The 21,170-nt window shown below is 70.3% G+C and carries 17 protein-coding genes; 11 read left to right on the plus strand and 6 right to left on the minus strand.

What is annotated here, in order from left to right; all coding sequences use genetic code 11:
* Positions 1–232: 232 nt before the first annotated feature.
* Both WMF45_RS15680 and rnk read left to right on the plus strand, forming a co-directional pair.
* Positions 233–2,278 (plus strand): FG-GAP repeat domain-containing protein, encoded by a 2,046-nt coding sequence (locus tag WMF45_RS15680; protein WP_437717695.1) that lies wholly within the window; start codon positions 233–235, stop codon positions 2,276–2,278.
* Between the two features lie 1,003 nt (positions 2,279–3,281).
* A complete protein-coding gene (rnk, locus tag WMF45_RS15685) occupies positions 3,282–3,704 on the plus strand; it encodes a nucleoside diphosphate kinase regulator (RefSeq protein WP_437717696.1) in 423 nt (140 codons plus the stop codon).
* Between the two features lie 175 nt (positions 3,705–3,879).
* Here the strand turns inward: rnk and WMF45_RS15690 are convergent, their stop codons facing one another.
* Positions 3,880–4,032, minus strand: a complete 153-nt coding sequence (locus tag WMF45_RS15690) for a hypothetical protein (protein WP_437717697.1) — start codon at positions 4,030–4,032, stop codon at positions 3,880–3,882.
* Positions 4,033–4,401: 369 nt separating this feature from the next.
* Here WMF45_RS15690 and WMF45_RS15695 point away from each other — a divergent pair, with 369 nt between their 5' ends.
* From WMF45_RS15695 to WMF45_RS15705, 3 genes are read left to right on the plus strand one after another with little or no spacing between them, the layout of a single operon-like run.
* On the plus strand, positions 4,402–5,061 hold the full coding sequence (locus tag WMF45_RS15695) for a glycine-rich domain-containing protein (RefSeq protein ID WP_437717698.1): 660 nt from the start codon (positions 4,402–4,404) through the stop codon (positions 5,059–5,061).
* The gene (locus tag WMF45_RS15700) at positions 5,058–6,071 is read left to right on the plus strand and encodes a hypothetical protein (protein ID WP_437717699.1); all 1,014 of its coding nucleotides are present in this window, start codon (positions 5,058–5,060) and stop codon (positions 6,069–6,071) included. Before WMF45_RS15695 ends, WMF45_RS15700 begins: the two co-directional genes overlap by 4 nt.
* A 3-nt stretch (positions 6,072–6,074) precedes the next feature.
* Positions 6,075–6,758 carry a glycine-rich domain-containing protein gene (locus WMF45_RS15705; protein ID WP_437717700.1) on the plus strand — a complete coding sequence of 228 codons (684 nt, stop codon included), beginning with the start codon at positions 6,075–6,077 and terminating at the stop codon, positions 6,756–6,758.
* 26 nt (positions 6,759–6,784) lie between these two features.
* Here the strand turns inward: WMF45_RS15705 and WMF45_RS15710 are convergent, their stop codons facing one another.
* The 4 genes from WMF45_RS15710 to WMF45_RS15725 form a co-directional block, all read right to left on the minus strand.
* Positions 6,785–7,594, minus strand: a complete 810-nt coding sequence (locus WMF45_RS15710) for a class I SAM-dependent methyltransferase (RefSeq protein ID WP_437717701.1) — start codon at positions 7,592–7,594, stop codon at positions 6,785–6,787.
* Between the two features lie 82 nt (positions 7,595–7,676).
* On the minus strand, positions 7,677–8,006 hold the full coding sequence (locus tag WMF45_RS15715; RefSeq protein ID WP_437717702.1) for a hypothetical protein: 330 nt from the start codon (positions 8,004–8,006) through the stop codon (positions 7,677–7,679).
* Between the two features lie 103 nt (positions 8,007–8,109).
* Positions 8,110–8,544 carry a hypothetical protein gene (locus tag WMF45_RS15720; RefSeq protein WP_437717703.1) on the minus strand — a complete coding sequence of 145 codons (435 nt, stop codon included), beginning with the start codon at positions 8,542–8,544 and terminating at the stop codon, positions 8,110–8,112.
* A gap of 309 nt (positions 8,545–8,853) precedes the next feature.
* Complete coding sequence (locus WMF45_RS15725; protein ID WP_437717704.1) at positions 8,854–9,174, minus strand: hypothetical protein; 321 nt, start codon at positions 9,172–9,174, stop codon at positions 8,854–8,856.
* A 522-nt stretch (positions 9,175–9,696) separates the two neighbouring features.
* On the opposite strand from WMF45_RS15725, the gene WMF45_RS15730 reads away from it, so the two are divergent.
* Positions 9,697–11,196, plus strand: a complete 1,500-nt coding sequence (locus WMF45_RS15730) for a M14 family metallopeptidase (RefSeq protein WP_437717705.1) — start codon at positions 9,697–9,699, stop codon at positions 11,194–11,196.
* A 19-nt stretch (positions 11,197–11,215) separates the two neighbouring features.
* On the opposite strand, the gene WMF45_RS15735 is transcribed toward WMF45_RS15730, so the two are convergent.
* Positions 11,216–12,079: a PAS domain-containing protein gene (locus tag WMF45_RS15735; protein ID WP_437717706.1), complete on the minus strand. Its 864-nt coding sequence runs from the start codon at positions 12,077–12,079 to the stop codon at positions 11,216–11,218.
* Between the two features lie 585 nt (positions 12,080–12,664).
* Here WMF45_RS15735 and WMF45_RS15740 point away from each other — a divergent pair.
* From WMF45_RS15740 to WMF45_RS15760, 5 genes are all read left to right on the plus strand, one after another.
* Positions 12,665–13,117 (plus strand): VOC family protein, encoded by a 453-nt coding sequence (locus WMF45_RS15740; RefSeq protein ID WP_437717707.1) that lies wholly within the window; start codon positions 12,665–12,667, stop codon positions 13,115–13,117.
* On the plus strand, positions 13,110–15,758 hold the full coding sequence (gene scpA / locus WMF45_RS15745; RefSeq protein WP_437717708.1) for a methylmalonyl-CoA mutase: 2,649 nt from the start codon (positions 13,110–13,112) through the stop codon (positions 15,756–15,758). The genes WMF45_RS15740 and scpA overlap by 8 nt, the downstream gene beginning before the upstream one ends.
* A 1-nt stretch (position 15,759) precedes the next feature.
* Entirely contained in the window at positions 15,760–16,752 is a 993-nt protein-coding gene (gene meaB / locus WMF45_RS15750; protein ID WP_437717709.1) for a methylmalonyl Co-A mutase-associated GTPase MeaB, read from the plus strand.
* 239 nt (positions 16,753–16,991) lie between these two features.
* Positions 16,992–18,143, plus strand: coding sequence for a DTW domain-containing protein (locus tag WMF45_RS15755; protein WP_437717710.1), 1,152 nt, complete (start codon positions 16,992–16,994; stop codon positions 18,141–18,143).
* Between the two features lie 273 nt (positions 18,144–18,416).
* Positions 18,417–20,771 (plus strand): pyridoxal-dependent decarboxylase, encoded by a 2,355-nt coding sequence (locus WMF45_RS15760; RefSeq protein ID WP_437717711.1) that lies wholly within the window; start codon positions 18,417–18,419, stop codon positions 20,769–20,771.
* Positions 20,772–21,170: the final 399 nt, after the last annotated feature.

The raw sequence follows: 21,170 nt of genomic DNA on the forward strand, positions 1-21,170 counted from the left end.
GCTGGACTGCACGCCGGAAGATTTGCGGTGCTCAGAGCACATTCCGCAGTACTGCGACGAGAAAGGGAGCTGGCAAAATTACGGTCCTGTCTGCGATCCCTGTGTCGGTTGCGATCCAACCACCGCTGCGTGCAGGGACAGCGCCCCCGTGGTCTGTGGGGTGGGAGAGCGTTGCGGCAATGGGATGTGCATCTGTAGAAAGCTCAAATTTAGTGACGAGCTGTCCTTTCCTGTGGGGCAATTCCCCGTCTCGGTAGCGGCTGCGGATCTCAACGGCGACGGAACGCCCGACCTCGCCGTCGCGAACTTCGAGAGTGGCACCGTGAGTGTGGTGGTCAACAACGGCATCACCATCCCCGCCCCCGCGCTGGACTATCCAACGGGCTTCGGCCCCTCTTCGGTGGCAGCCGCGGACCTGAACGGCGACGGCAAGCCCGACCTCGCCGTCGCGAATGCGGGCAGCGACAGCGTGAGCGTGCTGCTGAACAAGGGAGACGGCACGTTCGCCCCCAAGCTCGACTATCCAACGGACCGCAGCCCCTCTTCGGTGGCGGCCGCGGACGTGAACGGCGACGGCAAGTCCGACCTCGCCGTAACGAGCTACGGCCTCGACAGCGTGAGCGTGCTGCTGAACAAGGGAGACGGCACGTTCGCCCCCACGCGCTACTACCCAACGGGTAATTCCCCCAGTTCGGTGGCGGCCGCGGACGTGAACGGCGACGGCAAGCCCGACCTCGCTGTCGCGAACGCGGGCAGCGACAGCGTGAGCGTGCTGCTGAACAAGGGAGACGGCACGTTCGCCCCCAAGCTCGACTACCCGACCGGCGATAGTCCCTCGTCAGTGGCGGCCGCGGACCTGAACGGCGACGGCAAGCCCGACCTCGCCTTTGCGAATCGCGACAGCGCGACCGTGAGCACGCTGTGCAACAGGGGAGACGGAACGTTCGCCCTCAAGCGCGACTACCCGACGGGCGAGGAGCCCTGGTCAGTGGCGGTCGTGGACCGGAACGGCGACGGCAGGCCCGACCTCGCCGTTGCGAACCGTGACAGCGGCACCGTGAGCGTGCTGCGCAACAGGGGAGACGGCACGTGCGCCTTCGCTCCCGAGCACGACTACCCGACGGGCGAGGACCCCAGGTCAGTGGTGGCCGCGGATCTGAACGGCGACGGCAAGCCCGACCTCGCCGTTGCGAACGCGGCTAGCAACCGCGTGAGCGTGCTGCTCGGCGACGGCTACGGCTACCGCACGTTCGCCCTCAAGCTCGAGTACCCGACGGGCACCAACCCCAGGTCAGTGGCTGCCGTGGACCTGAACGGCGACGACAAGCCCGACCTCGCCGTACCGAACTACGGCCTCGACAGCGTGAGCGTGCTGCTGAACAAGGGAGACGGCACGTTCGCCCCCAAGCTCGAGTACCCGACGGGCAGGGACCCCCTCGCGGTGGCGGCCGCGGACCTGAATGGCGACGGCAAGCCCGACCTCGCCGTTGCGAATCTCGACAGCGCGACCGTGAGCGTGCTGCTGAACAAGGGAGACGGCACGTTTGCCCCCAAGCTCGACTACAAAGTGGTCGAGCTCCCCGTCGCGGTGGCGGCCGCGGACCTGAACGGCGATGACAAGCCCGACCTCGCCGTCGTGAACAGGACCAGCAACAGCGTGAGCGTGCTGCGCAACAAGAGAGACGGCACGTTCGCCCCCAAGCTCGACTACCCGACGGGCGAGGCTCCCGTCGCGATGGCGGCCGCGGACCTGAACGGCGACGGCAAGCTCGACCTCGCTGTTGCGAACGAGGCCAGCAACAGCATGAGCGTGCTGCTGAACAAGGGAGACGGCACGTTTGCCCCTAAGCTCGACTACCCGACGGGCGAGTACCCTGTCACGGTGGTGGCTGTGCACCTGAACGGCGACGGCAAGCCCGACCTCGCCGTCGTGAACAGGGCCAGCAACAGCGTGAGCGTGCTGCGCAACAAGGGAGACGGCACATTTTCCCCCAAGCTCGACTACGAAGTGGGCGAGTTCCCCAGCTCGATTGCGGCCGCGGACCTGAACGGCGATGACAAGCCCGACCTCGCTGTCGCGAACCAGGAAAGCAACAGCATGAGCGTGCTGCTCAACGAGGGAGAGGGCACGTTGGCCACGGACGTTGCCTATCCAACGATCGGTAGTGTTAGCTCGGTGGCGACTGCGGACCTGAACGGCGACGGCAAACCCGATCTCGCCGTTGCGTACCGCGACAGGTACTCCGTGAGCGTGCTGTTCAGATTCTGTGCCCGATAGAGCCGCAACGCCTTGGGCATGCCTCTGGATCCATGCGACTTCAGGCTCGCGCCGCACGTTGCTTGTGCCGCCCCGGCACACGCGCTGCCCGGCAAAGCCCCCCCAGGTCCCACACGGCCATCTGCCAATCGATTCCAGCTCGAGGCGCAGGAGAAACCAGCGTTTTTGGAGGCGTTCAGCGCACAGCTTGGCGTCTTCGAGCTTTCGGTGGCCGTCGTTGCCACCTCGGACACGGCCCCAATCCGGTCGTGCGATGCAAATTTGATGGACTCCTTCTGATCCTGCGCCCCGCCGATAGCTGGCTGTGGGCATGTCAAGCATGGGTCGGTGCCGTCGCCGAGCAAGCGGCGGGCATGTCGACCATGGGCGGGCGCCTGCTGGGTGACGCCCCCGGCATATCGGACATGAGCGGGCGCCTGCTGGGTGAGGCCCCCCCGGCATGTCGGACATGGGCAGGTGTCTGGTCGAGCAGGCACCGGGCCATGTCCAACTTGCCCGGCGCCCTGCTTCGCACGCCCCCGGCATGTCGCCACGAGTGATGCCGGCTACAAATCTAGGGCTGGTGCGCCGAGGCCGTCGACCTCGCAGGGCACCAGCCCGGTCGATGGCCGAGCCCGCCTGGGGCTGATGAAAGGTCGGGGGGGACGACGACGGAAATGAGGACCGCTTCCCCCTGTCATGGCGCCGGGGGAGACCGCCGTGTTACCATGCCCATGGAATGAGCGCCTGCCTGCACCCCGTCGCGTCGCGTTCGTGGCCTTGCCGCGGCGCGCGTAGCGCGCTCATTCCCCTGCGATCCCGGCTTCTCTGCCGGAGGTCGCCCGCACGCTCGTAGGGGAGCGGCCTTCCGGCGTCTTTCGCTGGCCGCTCCCTGAAGGAAGCGGGCCTGGCGTCGAGGGCGCCTGAGCGGGCGACCTGGGCGAGCACTCCCGCCGTCCAGCTCGCCGGCGCGGAACTTCGGCCAGGCCCGGATCGCACTGACGACACAAGGAGATCCCAGCTCATGGCACCTCACACGAACCCCATCGTCCTCACCGAATTTGACCGCGATCGCCTCGCGCGGCTGCTCGAGGCGCTGCGCGCGCGGCCCGGGGGAGACTCCCCCAACCTGGAGGCGCTCGAGATCGAGATCGAGCGCGCCGACGTGGTGAAGCCGGCGGATATCCCGCCGAACGTGGTCACCATGAACTCCAGGGTCGAGCTCTTCGATCTCGACACGGAGGAGCGGCTCTGCGTGACCGTGGTGTTTCCCGGGATCGCCGACGTGAAGAGCGGCCGCATCTCGGTGCTCGCGCCGATGGGGCTCGCGCTGCTCGGCTGTCGAGAGGCCGACGAGGTGGAGTGGCCCACGCCGAGCCGCACCCGGCGGCTCCGGATCGAGCGCATCGTCTATCAGCCCGAGGCGTCGGGTCGCTTCGATCTGTGAGCCTTCGGCCTGAACGGCCGGCCTCGCCGGCGCATCGTGCGTCTTGAACCGTCTTGAACGCGAAAGGCCCGACGCTGCTCATCGCAGCGCGGGCCTCCGCGGTCGTATCGTCAGGTTCGAGGTGCCGGTCGCCGCGGGCCGCGGTCTTCGGCTCCTCGCGGGCCTCGTCGGCGTCTCAGCAGCAGCAGCCGGGCGGACAGGTGCAAACCGGCGCGGCAAGGCCCGCCTGGAGCTCCGTGGGGACCTCCACCGTCAGGCGCGCAGGGCGCTCCTCGACGGTCTCCTGCTTCGACTCGACCTCGACCTCGACCTTGATCTGCTCGTTCATGGCGATTGCTCCGTAGATAGGTTGGTTATTTCATTCGGGGACTCGACGTCCCGCGAGGAGGGCTATTGCAGTCGCCGTGCCACGCCGTTTTCGGCGCGGTATCGGCCGCTTTGGCGGGGTACCGGCCGCGCTTGAGCAACCCCTTTCCCAATTGGGGAAATCCGTCTGGCATCGCCCTTCCCGAGCGGGTCAGCGCCGGCGCACGCGATGGGGTCCCCGAGCGGCGCTCACCCGCACAGGAGACGGGCTCAGATCGGCGTTTTCGGCGCGCAGGCGCACTCCGGTGCGCTGAGCACCGAAAACGTCGAGATGGCCCCGTCCCCGAAGCGGGTGAGCGCCGCTCGGCACGAAGCTCGCAACGAGCGCACGGTGATGGACACGTCAATCATCCCCGAACTGCTCTCCTTCCGCGCGCCGTGGCTCGAGGAGAAGCTCGTCAAGGACCGGATGGCCTCCTCCCGCGAAGATGCGGCGCGGCTCTTCGACGAGGTGAAGAAATATATCTTCGTCTGCCGCGCAGACCGGACCCGGCAAGTCCCCATGTTCTCCCGCAGGATCGACGAGGTCTGGCACCAGTTCGTCCTCTTCACCGAGGAGTACGCGGCGTTCGGCCATCGCTTCTTCGGCGAGTTCGTGCACCACACTGCCAACACCGCCCCTCGCGGCGAGCTTGGCGCGCGCCCCGAGATGACGCTCGCCGAGTATCGCGCCGAGTACGAGGCGCTCTTTGGGCCCCTCTCCGCCGCGTGGAGCGACGAGCTCGCCGTGACGCCCGACACACGCCTCATCCGCGTCAAGTTCGGCCGCCCCATCTATGTCCGGGTCGAGGAGGGGAGGGCGGAGCTCGTGTGGTCGGTGGAGCCGCAGCGCGTCCTCCTGCGCATCGACGCGTGGGCGAAGGACGCGCTGCAGTTCATCGTCGACTGCGATCACTTCTATGTCCGCGAGCTCCCCGGCCTCGAGGACGGCGAACGCGTGGCGCTCTGCCGTCCGCTCGTGAAGGGCGACTACCTCCGGATCGCGCCATGAGGCTCGCCGAGCTCACCGCCCTCTTCGGGCGGCTCGATTTCCCGGGCCCCGAGGGCCGCGGCCATCCGCCGCGCGATCACGTCCGCGCGGTCGAGGGCGCGGTCCGCGCCGGGCTCGCGGACGACGAGCTCCTGCTCGACCTCTTCGCGCTCGAGATCGAGCGTCGCGACGGCGCGCCGGAGCTCGCGCCGTTCCACGTCCTCCCCGAGCTCGGCGTGCGCCTCGCGTTCGCGTACTGGCGGCCTGGGCGCGCGGCCGGCGCCCATGAGCACTCGGACTGGACGGTCACGGCGGTCGTCCACAACACGCTCGATGTCGCGACCTTCGACTGGGACGCCACGGCCCGCGCGCGGCGGCTTGTGCCGAAGCGGCTGTTCTCCGCGGAGGCCGGGCGGGTCGGTCACATCTACGGGCCGTGCATCCACGACCCGCGGAACCCGACGGGGAGCTGGTCCATCTCGCTGCACCTGTTCGGCCCTCACGACGGTCCGGTCATCGAGGCGCAGGTGGGCCCCATCGAGGGCCTGACCCCCATGGCGCCCCGGGCCGAGCCGGACGACGCGCTCTCGGCGGCGCTCCTCGCGCACGAGCGGGAGTGCGTTCGCCGGGCGCAGATTGACGCCCTCGAGCGCCGGGGCCCGCAGGCCGCCGCGCTCCTCGCGCGCCTCCACGCCCGCGGCGACGCGGGGACCCGGCGGCGCGTCGCCCGGGCGCTCGGCCGGACCGAGGCCCTCGGCGCGCACACCGTCCTCGCGCGCCGCTGGCCGGGCGTGGATCTCGACGTGGCGCCCCGCGCGGGCCGCGCCGAGCTCGTCGCTCGCTGCGGCGGGCGCGCCCAGGTCCTGCTCCGCGTCGACGCGTGGGCCGGGCCCGCCCTCCGCGCGGTGTCGGCCGCCGGGGAGCTCCGCCCCACCGACATTCCCGGCCTCGCGGAGGCGGAGCAGTTAACGCTCGCCCGCGCCCTCGTCGACTGGGGAACCTTTCAGCCCTTCGAAGCGCAGGAGAACTGACCCATGCAATCCACGCAATCCACGCAACCGCCGCAAACAGACGTCGTGACGCCGGGCGCGCCCAGGCGGCCTGATCTCTTTGCCTACCGGGCGCCGTTCGTCATCAGCAAGCTGCTCATGAACAAGACCGTGGCCACCGAGCGCGAGGCAGAGGCGCTGTTCCGGGAGCTCGTGCGTTATCTCTGGCTCGTCGACTCCGATCGCTCCCGCGCTTACCCGATGTTCTCGCTGCGCGTGGACGAGGCCTGGCACCAGTTCGTCCTCTTCACGATCGAATATGCCGACTTCTGCCAGCGCTTCTTCGGGCGCTTCCTGCACCATGCGCCGAGCAACGCGCCCGTCACGCACGCCTGCCGCGAGGCGACGTGGGACGAGTTCGCGGCCGCGTACAGCGCCCTGTACGGCGAGCCGCCGCCCGAGCTGTGGAGCGACGCTTCGTCCGTCTGCGGCCCGCGCCGCGCGATCCGCGATCGCGAGGTGTCGGTCCGGCTGAGCGACGGCAAGGCGGAGCTCGTCGACGGCGACGCGGTGCTCGTCCGCGTCGACGCCTGGGGCGAGCCCGCGCTGCGCTTCATCGCCCGGCACGGCATCTTCTACGTGCGCGAACTGCCCGGGCTCGACCTGGACGACCGGATCGCCCTCTGCCGGGCGCTCGTGGCGTCGCGGACGCTCCGCGTCGCTCCGTAGCCGGTGCGGCCGCGCCGCGACCGTCGCTACCGCGTGCCCACGCCCAGGAGGGCGGTCATCGAGAGCTGCTGAGGACCGTCGCCGAACCGCGCCTGCAGCCTGCCGAGGATCGCCTTGCCGAACGCTTCCCAGCGCTCGTCGCCCAGCTTGTCCCGCAGGAGCACCAGCGGCGCGTTCGTCCGGCAAACCGAGCGCCAGAACTCCTCGGTCGAGGGCGACTCGCGGGAGTGCTCGACCTCGCGCACCGAGACGTCCCGGAACCCGGCAGCTTCCATCTCGGCGCGGAACTCGCCTGGGTCTCCGAGCGGCGCCTTGCCCTCGCCGAAGGGCAGCCCGGGCAGCTCGGCGCCGATCCCCGAGAAGAGCTCGGCCAGGATGGGCGTCCTGTCCATCGGCGCCCAGCTCCCGACGACGGCGCGGCCACCGGGACGCAGCACCCGGAGGAGCTCGCGGAAGCCGCGGTCGCGGTCCGGGAAGAACATCAGCCCGAACATCGAGAAGGCCGCGTCGAACGCGCCGTCGTCGAAGGGCAGCGCCATGCCGTCGCCGACGCGGGCGTCCACCGCGAGCGCCGCGCGCGCGGCGCGCTCGCGCAGCTGCTCGACCATCGCGGGCGCGAAATCGATCGCGGTCACGCGCGCCTCCCCGGCGGCGAGGAGGGACAGGGTGCCTGGCCCGGCGGCCACGTCGAGCACGCGGGCGCCCGGGCCGACGCCGGCGAGCCGGAGCGCGTCTGCGGCATACTTCTCGAAGTGAGGGACGATGTCAGCCGCGTAGTCGTCGGCGACCATGTTCCACGCGACAGGGGTGGCGAGGGGGCTCGGGGGCTGGGTCATCGGCGACGGTGCTACCACGGGCGCGCCGAGCGGATCCAGCCGCGGGCACCCCGGCGCGGCGTTTCCGCGGCCGGGGTGTTCCTTATCGCGCCGTGCCCTCCTGCGCCCGCTGCCGCGCCAGCACCTGCCCCGCGAGGAGAGCGATGTTGAGCAGCATCAGGTTCTCCGCCAGCTGCACGTGCCGCTGCTCTGGCAGGATCGATATCGACACCGCCGCCGTGAACAGCAGCGCGCTCCCCGCGAGCGCGAGCTGATAACCGCGGCGATGCCGCCTCGACAGCTGGAGCACGAGCGCCCCGAGCGCGGCCGCCGCGAGGATCGGCTTGAGCACGGTGAGCGGCCCGCGGTAGGGGAGGGTGAAGGAGCGCGTCTCGTGCCAGGTCGACACGTCGATGCCGTAGATCTGCTTCACCGCCTGGTGCGCAGTGGACGCCGTGGTCAGCTTGACGTGTCGGTCCAGCGTGCCCGCCGGCAGCGTCGCTTCCCGGAGGTGGCCAAGCAGGATACTCCCAGCGTCAGCAGGCCTGTCGAGCGCCGCGCTGAGCGCGACGCGGCTCGCGGGTCTCGAGCAGGAGGTTCGTGGGCCAGAACAGGCACAGCCCGAGCGCCGCGAGCGGCGCCCAGCCCGGGCGCGGCGCGAGCCGCCGGGCGATCCCGTAGAACAGCAGCGCCGTGATCAGGCCGAGGGTCAGCTGCGTCGCCTGGATGAGCCGGAGATCCGGGGAGATCGCCCGGAGCCCGCGCAGGAACCACGAGTAACCCTGCTGCCGGTCCAGCGCCGGAGCCGCGCCCGGCAGCGAGCGGAAGAGATAGGTCCCGCTGTCGAACCAGACCCTCGGCTCCGGCTGCGCCGCGAACAGGGCGGCCCGCAAGACGGCGCCCAGCGCGACCAGAGCCGCGGCGGCGCGCCGCTCCGGCGTGAACCAGCCTGTCCAGCGCACCGCTGTCACGCGCGCGCCGTGACCCCCACAGGTCCCTCCGAGCACTGCGTGATCCGCGGGTCAGGGGTCTCGCCGCGCTTCAGGCGGCGGTAGGTGATGAAGAGGCTCACGCAGGGGAGAAGGAGACCGAAAAGCTCTCGGGCGTGTCAAGCACCAGCCGCGCGCCCGGTGACGGGTCGACAGCGCATGCGTCATGCCGTCCGGGTTCGTTCCCTCGTATGTCCTGTTGCGAAGCCGGGAGCGCTCACGCGCTCGGGGCGATGCGACGGCCATCGCGCGTTTGCGCCAGGGCCATGGGGTGATGCGGTGATCCGGTGATCACCGCGCCACCGCGCTCTCGCGCCGGTTCGCCATGCGCGCCTGCGCCAGCGCCTTGGGCACGGCTCTCGGGCCGGCGGGGCTCGCCGCCGCCTCCGACGAGCCCGGATCAGCATCCGAGTCCGCGCCCTGCTCCTCATCCGCCTTGTCGGCGTCGGCCTCGGTCGCATCGTGGCGCGGCAGAACGGTCCTCGCGGTCGACACGAGCAACACGCTGGTCAGCGCGACGACGCTCGCAGAACCGGCGACGAGCACCGCGATATGCATCATTGTGCGCTGGAGGAGGCTCCCTTCATTCAACTTCCGGAGGATCTTCAACATGGTGCTACCTGCCTCGTTCGCGAGCGCCCGCTCGCTGCCAGCGTCTGTGGGACATCTCCTGTGAATGCGAGGGTCGTGCCAGCAGCCATCCGCTGGAACCAGCGCATGGATCGCGGTGCTTCTTGCGCCGCTCTGCCAAAGCTGACACGTCCGCCACCTGTACAATGGCTCATCCTGCCAAAATGACAATCCGTTCTTTGAGCGTCTGATGCTGCGTCGCCGCGTCGCCGCGCCGCCGCTTCGCCGCATGGACCGCGTTGCGCACCGAGCGCCGACCGCGCGCGCCGGCGACCGTGGCGACGGGAAGACATGCGTGTCTGACGTGCCTGCCGAGCCTTCCATGGTTTCGCGTCGCATCCTGTCCTGTCGATCTGGCCAGCCTGGACGAGGACTCCGTCGCTTCGTCCACCACACCCACCACACGACCACACGTGCGGGCTCTTCCGGCGGGGCGCGCCGTCGTCGCGCCGTCGTCGCCGATCACGGCCCCTTCCTGCGCGCGGCGGGGTAGAGATCGGGCCCATGCTGCTCACCCGCGCCGAAGCCACCGGATTCCGGGAGACCTCCCTGCACGCCGACGTGATGCGGTTCGTCCGCGCGCTCGAAGGACGCAACGACCCGCGCCTGCACGTGACCACCTTCGGGACCAGCCCGGACGGGCGGGAGCTGCCGCTGCTCGTGCTGTCCAGGGACGGCGTGCGATCCCCGGACGAGGCCCGCCGCGCCGGGCGCCCCGTGGTGCTGATGCTCGACGGGATCCACCCCGGCGAGGTGGAGGGCAAGGAGGCCAGCCTCGCGCTCGTCCGCGATCTGCTCGACGGCCGCCACCCCGACTGGCTCGACGCGCTCGTGCTGCTCGTCGTCCCGCTGTTCAACGCGGATGGCAACGACGCGCTCGATCCGCGGAACCGCCGCCTCGACCTCAAGAAGCTCACCGGCCAGCCAGGTCCCGTCGTCGGCACCCGCACCCAGAGCCAGGGCATCAACCTGAACCGCGACTACCTCCGCCAGGCCGCACCCGAGATGCGCCTGCTCCAGCAGCGCGTGTGCATCCCCTGGGCGCCCGATCTCACGATAGACAACCACGCGACCAACGGGTCGGTGCACCGGTTCCACATGACGGTCGACGTGCCGCACACCATCGAGTCGGGCCGCCCCGAGCCGATCGCGATGGTGCGCGACCGCCTGGTCCCCGACGTGATCGCCGCCGTCCGGCGGCGCGGCTTCGAGAGCGGCTGGTACGGCAACTTCGTCGAGGACGAGCGCGTGCTCGACGCGGACGGCGAGGTCGATCCGGCGGCGCCCGTCGGCCTCGGCTGGATGACCTACCCGCACCATCCGCGGTTCGGCTCGAACTACCGCGGGCTTACCGGGCGGCTCGACCTGCTTCTCGAGTGTTACAGCTACCTCCCGTTCGAGGAGCGCGTCCAGACCGCCTCGGCGTGGCAGATAGAGGCCCTCTCCTGGGTCGCCGCCCACGCCGACGCGGTCCGCGAGGTCGTGGCCGCGAGCGCCCGGCCGCCGGAGCGCGTCGCGGTCCGGTACCGCCTCGAGCCGGCCGGGACCCCGATCGACGTCCTGACGCGCAGCCCGCGGGCGTTCGACGGCGAGCCGGTCACCCTGCGGATCCCGCACCACGCGCGGTTCGTCGGGACCACGGTGGTGGATCGGCCGCGGGCCTACCTCGTGCCGCCGGCGATCGCCGACGCCCTGCGCCGGCACGGGCTCCGCGTCGAGCCGGCCGGGGGCGTCCACGACGTCGAGGTCGCCCGGGTGGCGTCGCTCGGCGCCGAGGGCGGACGGGCGATCCTGGAGGCGGCCCGGGTCGGCGAGGTGTCGGTGCGGTGGAGCGAGGAGGCCCGGCGGGCCCCCGAGGGCTGGTCCCGGGTCGACACCGAGCAGCCGCTCGGCGCGATCGCCGTGTACCTGTGCGAGCCGGAGAGCGACGACGGGGCGGTCGAGAACGGCCTTGTGGAGGCGCCCGCCCTCGGGGACGAGCACCCGGCGTGGCGGATCCGGTGAGCCCGGAGGGGTCGGGCGGTCAGGGCTTCCTTGTCGCCATCGCGAACGCGATCCCGTGCGAGAGGTCGCGGCGCGTGACGATGCTGCTGAGCTCCACCTCCAGGCCGACAAGCGTCTGAGCGACCTCGGGCCGGATGCCCGTCAACACCACCTCGGCGCCGAGCAGCCGCACCGCCTGCGCGATCCGCGCGAGCGCGCTCGCCGCCGCCGTGTCGAAGGCGGAGACACCCGTGAGGTCGACGATGCATACCTGCGCTCCCTTGTCGGAGATCTTGTGGAGGAGCGCCTCCGCCAGCTGGTGCGAGCGGCGCTCGTCCAGCGTGCCGATGAGCGGCAGGACCAGCACCTCGTCGCAGATCGGGATGATCGGCGTCGACAGCTCGCGAAGGGCGGCAGACTGCACGCGCAGCCGCTCCTGGAGCTCCTTCTGCTTGGTGATGACCTCGGTGAACATCATGATGCCACCGATCTCGCCGCGCTCGTCGTGCCACGGGAAGACCTGCCAGCGCACCCACTCGATGCGCCCGTCGGCCCGCTGGAACGGGTCCTCCTCGTGGCGCTCGCTCGCGCCCGCGAGACAGCGCTGATGGCTGTCTTTCCATCGCTGAGGGATCTCGGGGAAGACCTCGTAGTGCGAGAGGCCGATGAGCTCGCCCGGCGGAAGGCCGTAATCTTCGAGCCAGCGCCTGCTCGTCAGCAGGTAACGCATGTCGCGGTCGAACAACGCTACCGCCGCCGGCATGTAGTTTGTCAGGAGTCGCAGGTATTCTTCGATCCGTCCCACCCTCGCGTCGCGACGAATCATGTCCTTCTCGAGCGCGCGCACTCGCTGGCGCAGCCGCTCGATCTCCGCGACGAGCTCCTCGTGCTCCCGTCCCTGCATGGCGCAGCTCCCCCCTGTGTTGCCCCGGGCGCGCTCACGCTGCGTTGCGCGTCTCGCGGTCTATAACAACCCCGGCCCACGCTCGCAGCCCGGCGCGGTGGCGGCGTTGCGGAGAGCCGCCTCGGCGGGGGAGCCTGAGCGAGAGGACCATGACCGCGCGGGGCGAGCGCTGAGCACGCCGCGCAGCGGGGCCCGCGTCAGCGCGCGGTGCTTGCCCCCGGCCTGCGTCGCGACGCAAGCTGTGCGCATGGCGCGCCCCTCGGCACGGCCGGCCCCTGCCGCTCCGACACGCCCTCCGCGAGGCAAGGGCAAACACCTACATCGTCGTCATGCCGCGCGGCAGAAGGTCCGGTCCTGGCGTTTTCAGGACCTTCTGCTGTCTCGACGCCGGCGATCCCTGCCGATGCGGCGCTCGAACGAGACGGGCACAGGAACACGAGAGCACCAAGGACGTCAGGAACAGGATTTGCAATCCGAAAGGGTATCCTTGGCCCCCTGGCGGACTGCTCCATCCGGGCAGCTTCCCGGATGCGGCCGACCACGGCGCCAGATCCTCGCCGCGCGATCCCGATTCAAGGAGAGCCCATGAAGGACCAGATTCCCGGGTTTCTGTTCATCGACCACATCGCCATGGCGGTGCCCGCCGGGCAGCTCGACGCGCAGGTGAAGGCGTACGAGATGCTCGGCTTCCGCGAGGTGCACCGGGAGGAGGTGCGGGGCACGGATCAGGTCCGCGAGGTGATGCTCCGCATCGGCGACAGCGACAACCACGTCCAGCTCCTCGAGCCGCTCTCTCCCGAGTCTCCCGTCCAGAAGCTCATCGAGAAGAACGGCGGTCGCGGGGGCTTCGCCCACGTCGCCTACCGGGTCAGCGACGTCCAGGCCGCCTTCGACGAGCTCAAGGCGCGCGGCTTCCGCATCATCGACGCGGCGCCGCGGCCGGGCTCCCGGGGCACGACGATCTTCTTCGTGCACCCCCGATCGCGCGAGGACGCGCCGTTCGGTCACCTCATCGAGGTCGTGCAGTCCCATGGATGACAGGCTCTTCGCCGATTTCGCGCCGGTCGCGCTCGCGACGTGGAAGCAGGCGCTCCACCGGGATCTCAAGGGCAAGACCGCGGACGACCTCTCCTGGGCGAGCGCCGAGGGGCTGCTCGTGCCGCCGATCTTCGCGCCGGACAGCCCCCCGCTCCCGCCGGCCACGGGCGGCCCGCTCGTGGCGTCGCTTGTCGCCGAGCTCCGGAGCGGCGCGCCGGAGCTGCGCTTCACGATGGGATGCAGCTATTTCCTGGAGATCGCCCGCCTCTGCGCCGCGCGCCTCCTGGCCGAGCGCCTGCGGCCGGGCGCCACGATCACCGCCGTCATCCCGTCGGCCGCGGTCCCTGGCGACGAGGAGCACAAGAACCTCCTCCGCGGCATCGTCGGGATGATGGCGGCCATCGCGGGCGGCGCGGACGACATCGTCGTCACGCCGCCCGAGCGCCTGCTCGGCAACGCCCGGGTCATCCTCCGCGAGGAGGCCCGCTTCGACGCACGAGACAGCCCTGCTGCCGGCTCCTGGACCATCGAGCAGCTCGCGCGGAGCCTCGCGCGCGCGGCGCTGCAGCAGCTCGGCGACACAGGGGAGATCCCGGAGCCGGGCGCGGCCCCGTCGGACGTCGCGTCGCTCGAGCACCTCGGCTTCTCCGCCGGCGCGCCGCCGTTCCTGCGCGGGCCGTATACAAGCATGTACGTTGTCCGCCCGTGGACCGTCCGCCAGTACGCCGGGTACTCCACGGCCGAGGAATCGAACGCGTTCTACCGCCGCAACCTGGCCGCAGGGCAGACCGGGCTGTCGGTGGCCTTCGACCTCGCGACCCACCGCGGCTACGACTCGGATCACCCGCGCGTCGTCGGCGACGTGGGGAAGGCCGGCGTGGCCATCGACACCGTCGAGGACATGAAGATCCTCTTCGACCAGATACCGCTCGATACGATGAGCGTGTCGATGACCATGAACGGCGCCGTGCTCCCCATCATGGCGTTCTACATCGTCGCCGCCGAGGAGCAGGGCGTGCGCCCCGAGCTGCTCTCCGGGACCATCCAGAACGACATCCTCAAGGAGTTCATGGTCCGGAACACCTATATCTACCCTCCGGCGCCGTCGATGAGGATCGTCGGCGACATCTTCCGTTACACCGCCGAGAAGACACCCAGGTTCAACTCGATCAGCATCAGCGGCTATCACATGCAGGAGGCCGGCGCGACCGCCGAGCTGGAGCTCGCGTACACGCTCGCCGACGGCCTCGAGTACCTGCGCACCGGCATCGCGTCGGGCATGGACATCGACGATTTCGCCGGGCGGTTCTCGTTCTTCTTCGGCATCGGAATGGACCATTTCACCGAGATCGCCAAGCTGCGGGCCGCGCGGCTCCTGTGGGCGAAGATCGTGAAGGGGTTCCGCCCGAAGAACCCGAAGACGATGGCGCTCAGGACCCACTGCCAGACGTCGGGGTGGAGCCTGACCGAGCAGGACCCGTTCAACAACGTCACGCGCACGGCCATCGAGGCGCTCGCGGCCGTGCTCGGCGGCACGCAGTCGCTGCACACGAACGCCCTGGACGAGGCGCTGGCGCTCCCCTCGGACTTCTCGGCGAAGATCGCGCGCGACACCCAGCTCTTCTTGCAGCGGGAGACCGATGTCTGTCGGGTCATCGACCCGTGGGGCGGCTCCTACCACGTCGAGCGCCTGACAGACCGGCTCGCGCGGAGAGCGTGGCAGTTCATCCAGGAGGTGGAGTCCCTGGGCGGCATGGTCAAGGCCATCGAGAACGGCCTGCCCAAGCTGCGCATCGAGGAGGCCGCGGCCCGGAAGCAGGCCCGGATCGACGCGGGCCGTGACATCATCGTCGGGGTCAACGCGTACAGGCTGGAGAGAGAGGCGCCGATCGCGCTCCGCGAGGTGGACAACACCGCGGTTCGCGAGAAGCAGCTCGCGCGGCTGCGCGAGGTGAAGGCCGCCCGCGCGGAGGCTGCTGTCGGCGAGTCGCTCGCCGCGCTCACCCGCGCCGCCGAGACGGGCGAGGGGAACCTGCTGGCGCTCGCCGTCGACGCCGCGCGCCGCCGCGCGACGCTCGGCGAGATCTCGGACGCGCTCGAGCGTGTCTTTGGCCGCTACGAGGCCCCGGTGCGCACGGTGAGCGGCGTGTACGGCGCGGAGATCCGCGATGCGGGCGCTGGCCGCGAGGTGGAGGCGCTCGTCCGCGAGTTCGCGGCGCTCGAGGGCCGGCGCCCGCGCATCCTTGTCGCCAAGATGGGCCAAGACGGGCACGACCGGGGGATGAAGGTCATCGCCACCGCCTTTGCGGATCTCGGGTTCGACGTCGATATCGGCCCGCTCTTCCAGACCCCGGACGAGGTGGCCCGTCACGCCGTCGAGAACGACGTGCACGTGGTCGGGGTGTCCTCGCTCGCCGGCGGCCACAAGACGCTGGTGCCGCAGCTCATCGACGCGCTCGGGCAGGCCGGCCGCGGGGACATCCTCGTGGTGGCGGGCGGCGTGATCCCGCCGCAGGACTACCGGTATCTGGAGGAGCGCGGCGTCGCGGGGATCTTCGGGCCCGGGACGGTCATCCCCGAGGCCGCGGCGCGGATCGTCCGGACGCTCCTTGGGAGCCTCTCGTCGCAGGAGGCGCGCTAGGTTGAAGTCGAGCCCGAGCCAGCTCGTCGACGGTCTCCTCGCGGGCGACCGGGCGGCGCTCGCGCGCGCGATCACGCTGGCCGAGAGCTCGCTGCCCCGCCACCAGGAGCTCGCCGAGGAGGTTTTGGAGCGCTGCCTGCCTCACGCCGGCGGCGCCACGCGCCTCGGCATCACCGGCGTGCCTGGGGTCGGCAAGAGCACGTTCGTCGACGCGCTCGGCGTTCACCTCGTGCGCGATCGCGAGGAGACGGTGGCCGTGCTCGCGGTCGACCCGAGCAGCCCTGTCCATGGCGGGAGCATCCTCGGCGACAAGACGCGGATGCCACGGCTGGCGAGCGACCCGCGGGCCTTCATCCGCCCCTCGCCGTCGGGCGGCTCGCTCGGCGGCGTGGCGCGGGCCACGCGCCAGGCCATCGTGCTCTGCGAGGCGGCCGGATACCGCAACATCCTTGTCGAGACGGTCGGTGTCGGGCAATCCGAGGTCGCGGTCGCCGACATGACGGATTGCTTCCTGCTCCTCATGCTGCCTGGGGCCGGCGACGAGCTGCAAGGCGTGAAGCGGGGCATCATGGAGCTCGTCGATCTCGTGATCATCAACAAGGCCGATGGCGGGAACGTCGACAGGGCCGCGCGAGCGCGCCGCGATTACGAGAGCGCTTTGCACCTGTTCCCGCCGGCGCCTCACGGCTGGGCCCCCGTCGCCTCCGTCTGCTCGGCCCAGGAGGGCCGCGGCGTCCGCGAGGCGTGGGAGAGCGTGCTGCGCCACCGCGCGCACATGCAGGCCAGCGGCTGGCTCCTGCGCCGCCGCGCGGGGCAGGCGCGCCGCTGGCTGTTCGAGCTCATCGAGGGGCACCTGCGGGACGCGTTCCTGCGCAGCGCTGCCGTGCGCGAGCGCCTGTCCGGCGTGGAGGCGCTCGTCGAGGCGGGGTCGCTCAGCCCGCTGCGCGCGGCGCGGCAGCTGCTGGAGGCGTGGGAGCCGGCCGGGAAGGGCTGAGGGGGCGAGCGCTGCGAGATCTCGAGAGGGAGAAGAAACGCAAAGGCGCAAAGGCGCAAAGACGCAAAAATGAAATGACGCAAAGAGCAGGGATGAGCTCTATCCCTCTCCCTTGCGACTTTGCGTCTTTGCGACTTTGCGTTTCTTCTCCTCTTCACCCAGGGCCTGCCGCGGCACGAGAACCGGGAGTTGCAGGTCATGGACCTCGAGGCCAGCGCAGCCTATAGGGTACCCCTCCCATGCGCGACGTCTGCTGGCGCTGCCGGCGCCCCCGTCCGGTCTGCTACTGCGCGCTCCTGCCTTCCTTGCCGACGAGGACCCGGGTCGTGCTCCTCCAGCACCCGCGCGAGAGGAAGGTCGGCATCGGCACGGCGCGCATGGCCCACTTGGCGCTTCCCAACTCCGAGCTGCACGAGGGGGTGGTCTTCGAGGACGACGCCCGGATCGCCGCCCTCGCGAGCGATCCGACAACGGCCGTGCTCTTCCCCGGGGGCGACGCGCCCGCGGCGGGCGGGGCGCCGGTGCGCTCGCTCATCGTGGTCGACGGCACGTGGTGGCAGGCGAGGAAGATGCTCGCGCTGAACCCGCGCCTGGCCTCGCTGCGGCGCATCGGCGTGACGCCCCGCGCGCCGGGCAACTACCGCATCCGCAAGGAGCCGCGGCCCGAGTGCCTCGCCACGGTCGAGGCGGTGGCCAGCGCGCTGGCCGCGCTCGAGGGCGAGCCCGCGCGCTTCGACGAGATGCTCCGGGCCTTCACGTTCATGGTCGACCGGCAGATCGAGCACCAGGCGAGGAGCAAGGCCCCGCGGCGGCGGCGCGCGCAGGCGGCCTCGCCGCTCGCGCCGCTGCGCCCCTACCTCGCCGAGCCGGAGAGGGTGGTGCTCGTCGACGGCGGGGCCAGCTCCGGCTGGCCTGCGGGCGCCGGCGCGGCCGAGCCGACGTCCGAGCTCGTGCACCTCGTGGCCTGCCGCGCGTCGGGCGAGCGCTTCGAGGCATTCCTCCGCCCGCGCCGGCCGCTGGGCCCGAGCGTCGCGCACCAGCTCGAGGTGCCCGAGGGCCGCCTGCTGGACGGCGAGAGCGTGAGCGCCGCCCTGACCCGGTTCCTCGCGTTCGTCGGCCCGGGCGGCGTGCTGGGCGCGTGGGGCACCTTCACCCTGGACCTGCTCGCGCAGGAGGGCGTCCGGCGCCCGCCGTTCCTCGACCTGCGCGACCTCTGCGCGCGGCACCTCGGGCGGCGCCCCGGCGGCATCGCCAACGGGGCGCGGGCGCTCCGGGCCGGGGAGCCGGCGCCGTGGGGCGCCGGTCGGTGCGGGCACGCGGTGGGGTGGCTCGAGGTCGTCCTCGCGCGCCTCCTCGACCTCGCGGGGGAGGACTCGGCACCAGACAGCTAGAGAGACAAACGGGTTGAAGCCGCCTGCAAACAGCCAGAAATTGAACCGCCAAGGCGCCAAGGACGCCAAGAACTTATTGTTTTCTTGGCGTCCTTGGCGTCCTTGGCGTCCTTGGCGCCTTGGCGGTTCGATTCTCTGGTTTTCGCGCCGGCTTGACCGTGGCCAAGGTGACCTGTACCGTCTGGCCACCTTCGTTGCGAGATTCCCTCGAGACGGCGAGCGAAGAGGAGCGAAAGCCTTATGGACGGGCGGGCGTCGAACGACAGATCCAGGATGAAACAATACTTCCAGTTCGGCGACGGGCCGTTCCTCAAAGGGGCCGGGACGAGGTCGCCGGAGGCGTGGTTCTTGGGCCCGAAGGCCGAGAACGCTGACGAGTTCGAGAGGCTCATCGTGGAGGCCATCCGGGATCACTCGTTCTGGCGACGGAACTTCCACCCTCAGGATCCCACGCACATCACCGAGCAGGCCAAGCGGCACCCGTCCTATCTCCACACGATGGATACGCTGAAGGACAGCTTTCGGTCGCTCATGTCGTTCCTCAAGAAATCCGTGCCCTTCTTCAGCGATCGGTACCAGGGGCACATGAACTGGGATACCTCGATCCCCAGCGTGCTCGGCTACTTCGCCGCGATGCTCTACAACCCCAACAACGTCGCGTTCGAAGGGTCCACGGCGACCACGATCCTGGAGATGATCGTGGGCGACGATCTCTGCCGGATGCTCGGCTATCCGCTGCCGGACGAGGGCGCCGGCGACAAGGCCATTCGACCCTGGGGACACATCACGTGCGGCGGCACGGTCGCGAACATCGAGGCGATCTGGTCTTCCAGGAACTTGAAATTCTACCCGTTGTCGCTCCGGGACGCGCTGAGATCCGAGCCGAGCCTCTCGGCGGCGCGTGAGCTCGTCGTGACCACGTGCGACGGCAGGCGCGCGCTGCTCGGCGACCTCGACGCCTGGTCGCTCCTGAACCTCAAGGTGGACGAGATCCTCGCGCTGCCCGCGCGCCTCACGCAGGAGTACGGCATCTCGAGCGACACGATCACGGCGGCGATGGCGGGCCACTCCCTCCAGCACCTGGGGATCCAGGAGCTCTACCGGCGATGTGGGGCGGACCTGCCGTGCTCGCCTGTGTTTCTCGTCCCCGCCACGAAGCACTACTCATTCCCCAAGGCAGCGGCCGTGCTGGGCATCGGCTCGGCGAACGTGCTCGATATCCCCGTGGACTGCGACGCGCGGATGAGCCTCTCCGCGCTGGAGGCGACGCTGAGGCGTTGCCTCGACGAGCGGCGGCCGGTCTACACGGTGGTGAGCGTCGTCGGGAGCACGGAGGAGAGCGCGGTCGATCCGCTGAAGGCGATCCTCGACCTGCGCCATCGATTCCAGAAGGAGGGGCTCTCGTTCACGGTCCACGCGGACGCCGCATGGGGCGGCTATTTCGCCTCGATCCTCCGCCCTGACGAGGGGCCGCGCGCGAAGGACGCGCCCTCGGGGCCCGCGGCCGAGATCGGGATGAGCAGGTACGTGACGGCGCAGCTCTCGGCGCTCGGCCGGGCGGATTCGATCACGGTGGACCCGCACAAGTCGGGCTATGTCCCGTACCCGGCCGGGGCGCTCTGCTACCGGAACTCGGCGATGCGCGACATGGTGACGTTCAAGGCCCCCTACATCGTCCACGGGGACGCGGAGCCGACCGTGGGCATCTATGGGCTCGAAGGGTCGAAGCCAGGAGCCGCGGTGGCGGCGGTCTACCTGAGCCACAAGGTCATCCGGCCCACCCGGAGCGGGTACGGGCAGCTCCACCGGAAGGCCCTGTTCAACTGCAAGAGGTTCTACGCGCGGCTCCTCTGCTTGGCTCGCCGGGAAGATCGGTTCATCATCGTGCCGGTCCCGCGGCTTCCAGCCGAGATCGGGGGCGGCGACGTGGAGAGCGAGCTGCAGTTCATCCGCGAGCGCATCGACCGACCGAGCCTCGAGGAGCTCCTGGCCGACCCCGAGGCGATGGCGGTGCTGCCGGAGCTCGGTCCCGATCAGAACATCCTCACCTACGCCGTCAACTTCAAGCACCCAGACGGTTCGATCAACACCAGCCTCGAGATGATGAACCGATTGAACAAGGCGATCTATGATCTCTTGAGCATCGCCCCCGGGGACGACATCTATCACTACCGGATGATCGTGAGCACGACGGACTTCAGCGAGGAGCACTACGGCAACGTCTTCATCGAGGACTACAAGCGGCGCCTCGGGGTCTCGGCGTCGCAGGGCTCGACGGTGACGGTGCTGAGGTCCACGGTGATGGCGCCCTGGCTCCCGGAGTCGCCCGAGGGGAGCATCCTGGATGTGCTGGAGCTCGAGCTTCGCGATGCGATCTTCAAAGCGATGATGCGGGACTCGATGCTCCAGGCCTTCGAGGAGATCGACACGAATCGGGACGGCGCTCTGGACGTGGCCGAGATCATGGCGAAGTTTCGCGAGAAGGGCTTCCACGACAGCGAGGTTGACGAGTTTTTGCAGGTCTGCGACCTCGACAGGAACGGCAGTGTGTCGGTGAGCGAGTTCCTCGGGGCGTTCTCGCACTTCCTGATGAAGGCGAAGCTCTCGGGGAGAGAGGCGAGGGGGTAAGCCAGGCGGAGGCGGACCCTCGCCGCCTGGCTCGAGGCCGAGCCGGGAGCTCGCGGCGCCGCCGTGCCGCCGGGCCAGCGTCGAGCCAGGCGCCCTGAACGCCGTTGCGGCGCCGGGCCCCGCGTGAGATGCTCCGGCCGTGGCATTCCTCCGGCTGCGCTGAGCTCGGCATCCTCGTCCGCCCTGTCGCCCCGGCGCTGCCGGGGCAGCGAGGCGTGCGCGCGGGTGCCTGTCCGTGCCCTGTCTTCCCCTGCAACGTGGAAGACCGGGGCGCGGTGACTCATGCCCGGCAACCTGGAACGTTCACGTCACGCACGCCCCGCCGGCCGTGAGCTCGCGCCGCGAGTCTTCCCCATCCGCGCGCGCCGCCCTGGAAAGGTGGCGCGCGAAGAGGCTCGC

The sequence above is a fragment of the Sorangium sp. So ce448 genome, from assembly GCF_051520915.1.
Lineage (GTDB): Bacteria > Myxococcota_A > Polyangia > Polyangiales > Polyangiaceae > Sorangium > Sorangium cellulosum_B.

Excerpts from the sequence above, each read along its gene's own strand:
- rnk (WP_437717696.1), top strand. The coding sequence starts at position 3,282 with ATGGCACCTCACACGAACCCCATCGTCCTCACCGAATTTGACCGCGAT.
- WMF45_RS15690 (WP_437717697.1), bottom strand. The coding sequence starts at position 4,032 with ATGAACGAGCAGATCAAGGTCGAGGTCGAGGTCGAGTCGAAGCAGGAG.
- WMF45_RS15700 (WP_437717699.1), top strand. The coding sequence starts at position 5,058 with ATGAGGCTCGCCGAGCTCACCGCCCTCTTCGGGCGGCTCGATTTCCCG.
- WMF45_RS15705 (WP_437717700.1), top strand. The coding sequence starts at position 6,075 with ATGCAATCCACGCAATCCACGCAACCGCCGCAAACAGACGTCGTGACG.
- WMF45_RS15710 (WP_437717701.1), bottom strand. The coding sequence starts at position 7,594 with ATGACCCAGCCCCCGAGCCCCCTCGCCACCCCTGTCGCGTGGAACATG.
- WMF45_RS15725 (WP_437717704.1), bottom strand. The coding sequence starts at position 9,174 with ATGTTGAAGATCCTCCGGAAGTTGAATGAAGGGAGCCTCCTCCAGCGC.
- WMF45_RS15730 (WP_437717705.1), top strand. The coding sequence starts at position 9,697 with ATGCTGCTCACCCGCGCCGAAGCCACCGGATTCCGGGAGACCTCCCTG.
- WMF45_RS15735 (WP_437717706.1), bottom strand. The coding sequence starts at position 12,079 with ATGCAGGGACGGGAGCACGAGGAGCTCGTCGCGGAGATCGAGCGGCTG.
- WMF45_RS15740 (WP_437717707.1), top strand. The coding sequence starts at position 12,665 with ATGAAGGACCAGATTCCCGGGTTTCTGTTCATCGACCACATCGCCATG.
- scpA (WP_437717708.1), top strand. The coding sequence starts at position 13,110 with ATGGATGACAGGCTCTTCGCCGATTTCGCGCCGGTCGCGCTCGCGACG.
- WMF45_RS15755 (WP_437717710.1), top strand. The coding sequence starts at position 16,992 with ATGCGCGACGTCTGCTGGCGCTGCCGGCGCCCCCGTCCGGTCTGCTAC.
- WMF45_RS15760 (WP_437717711.1), top strand. The coding sequence starts at position 18,417 with ATGAAACAATACTTCCAGTTCGGCGACGGGCCGTTCCTCAAAGGGGCC.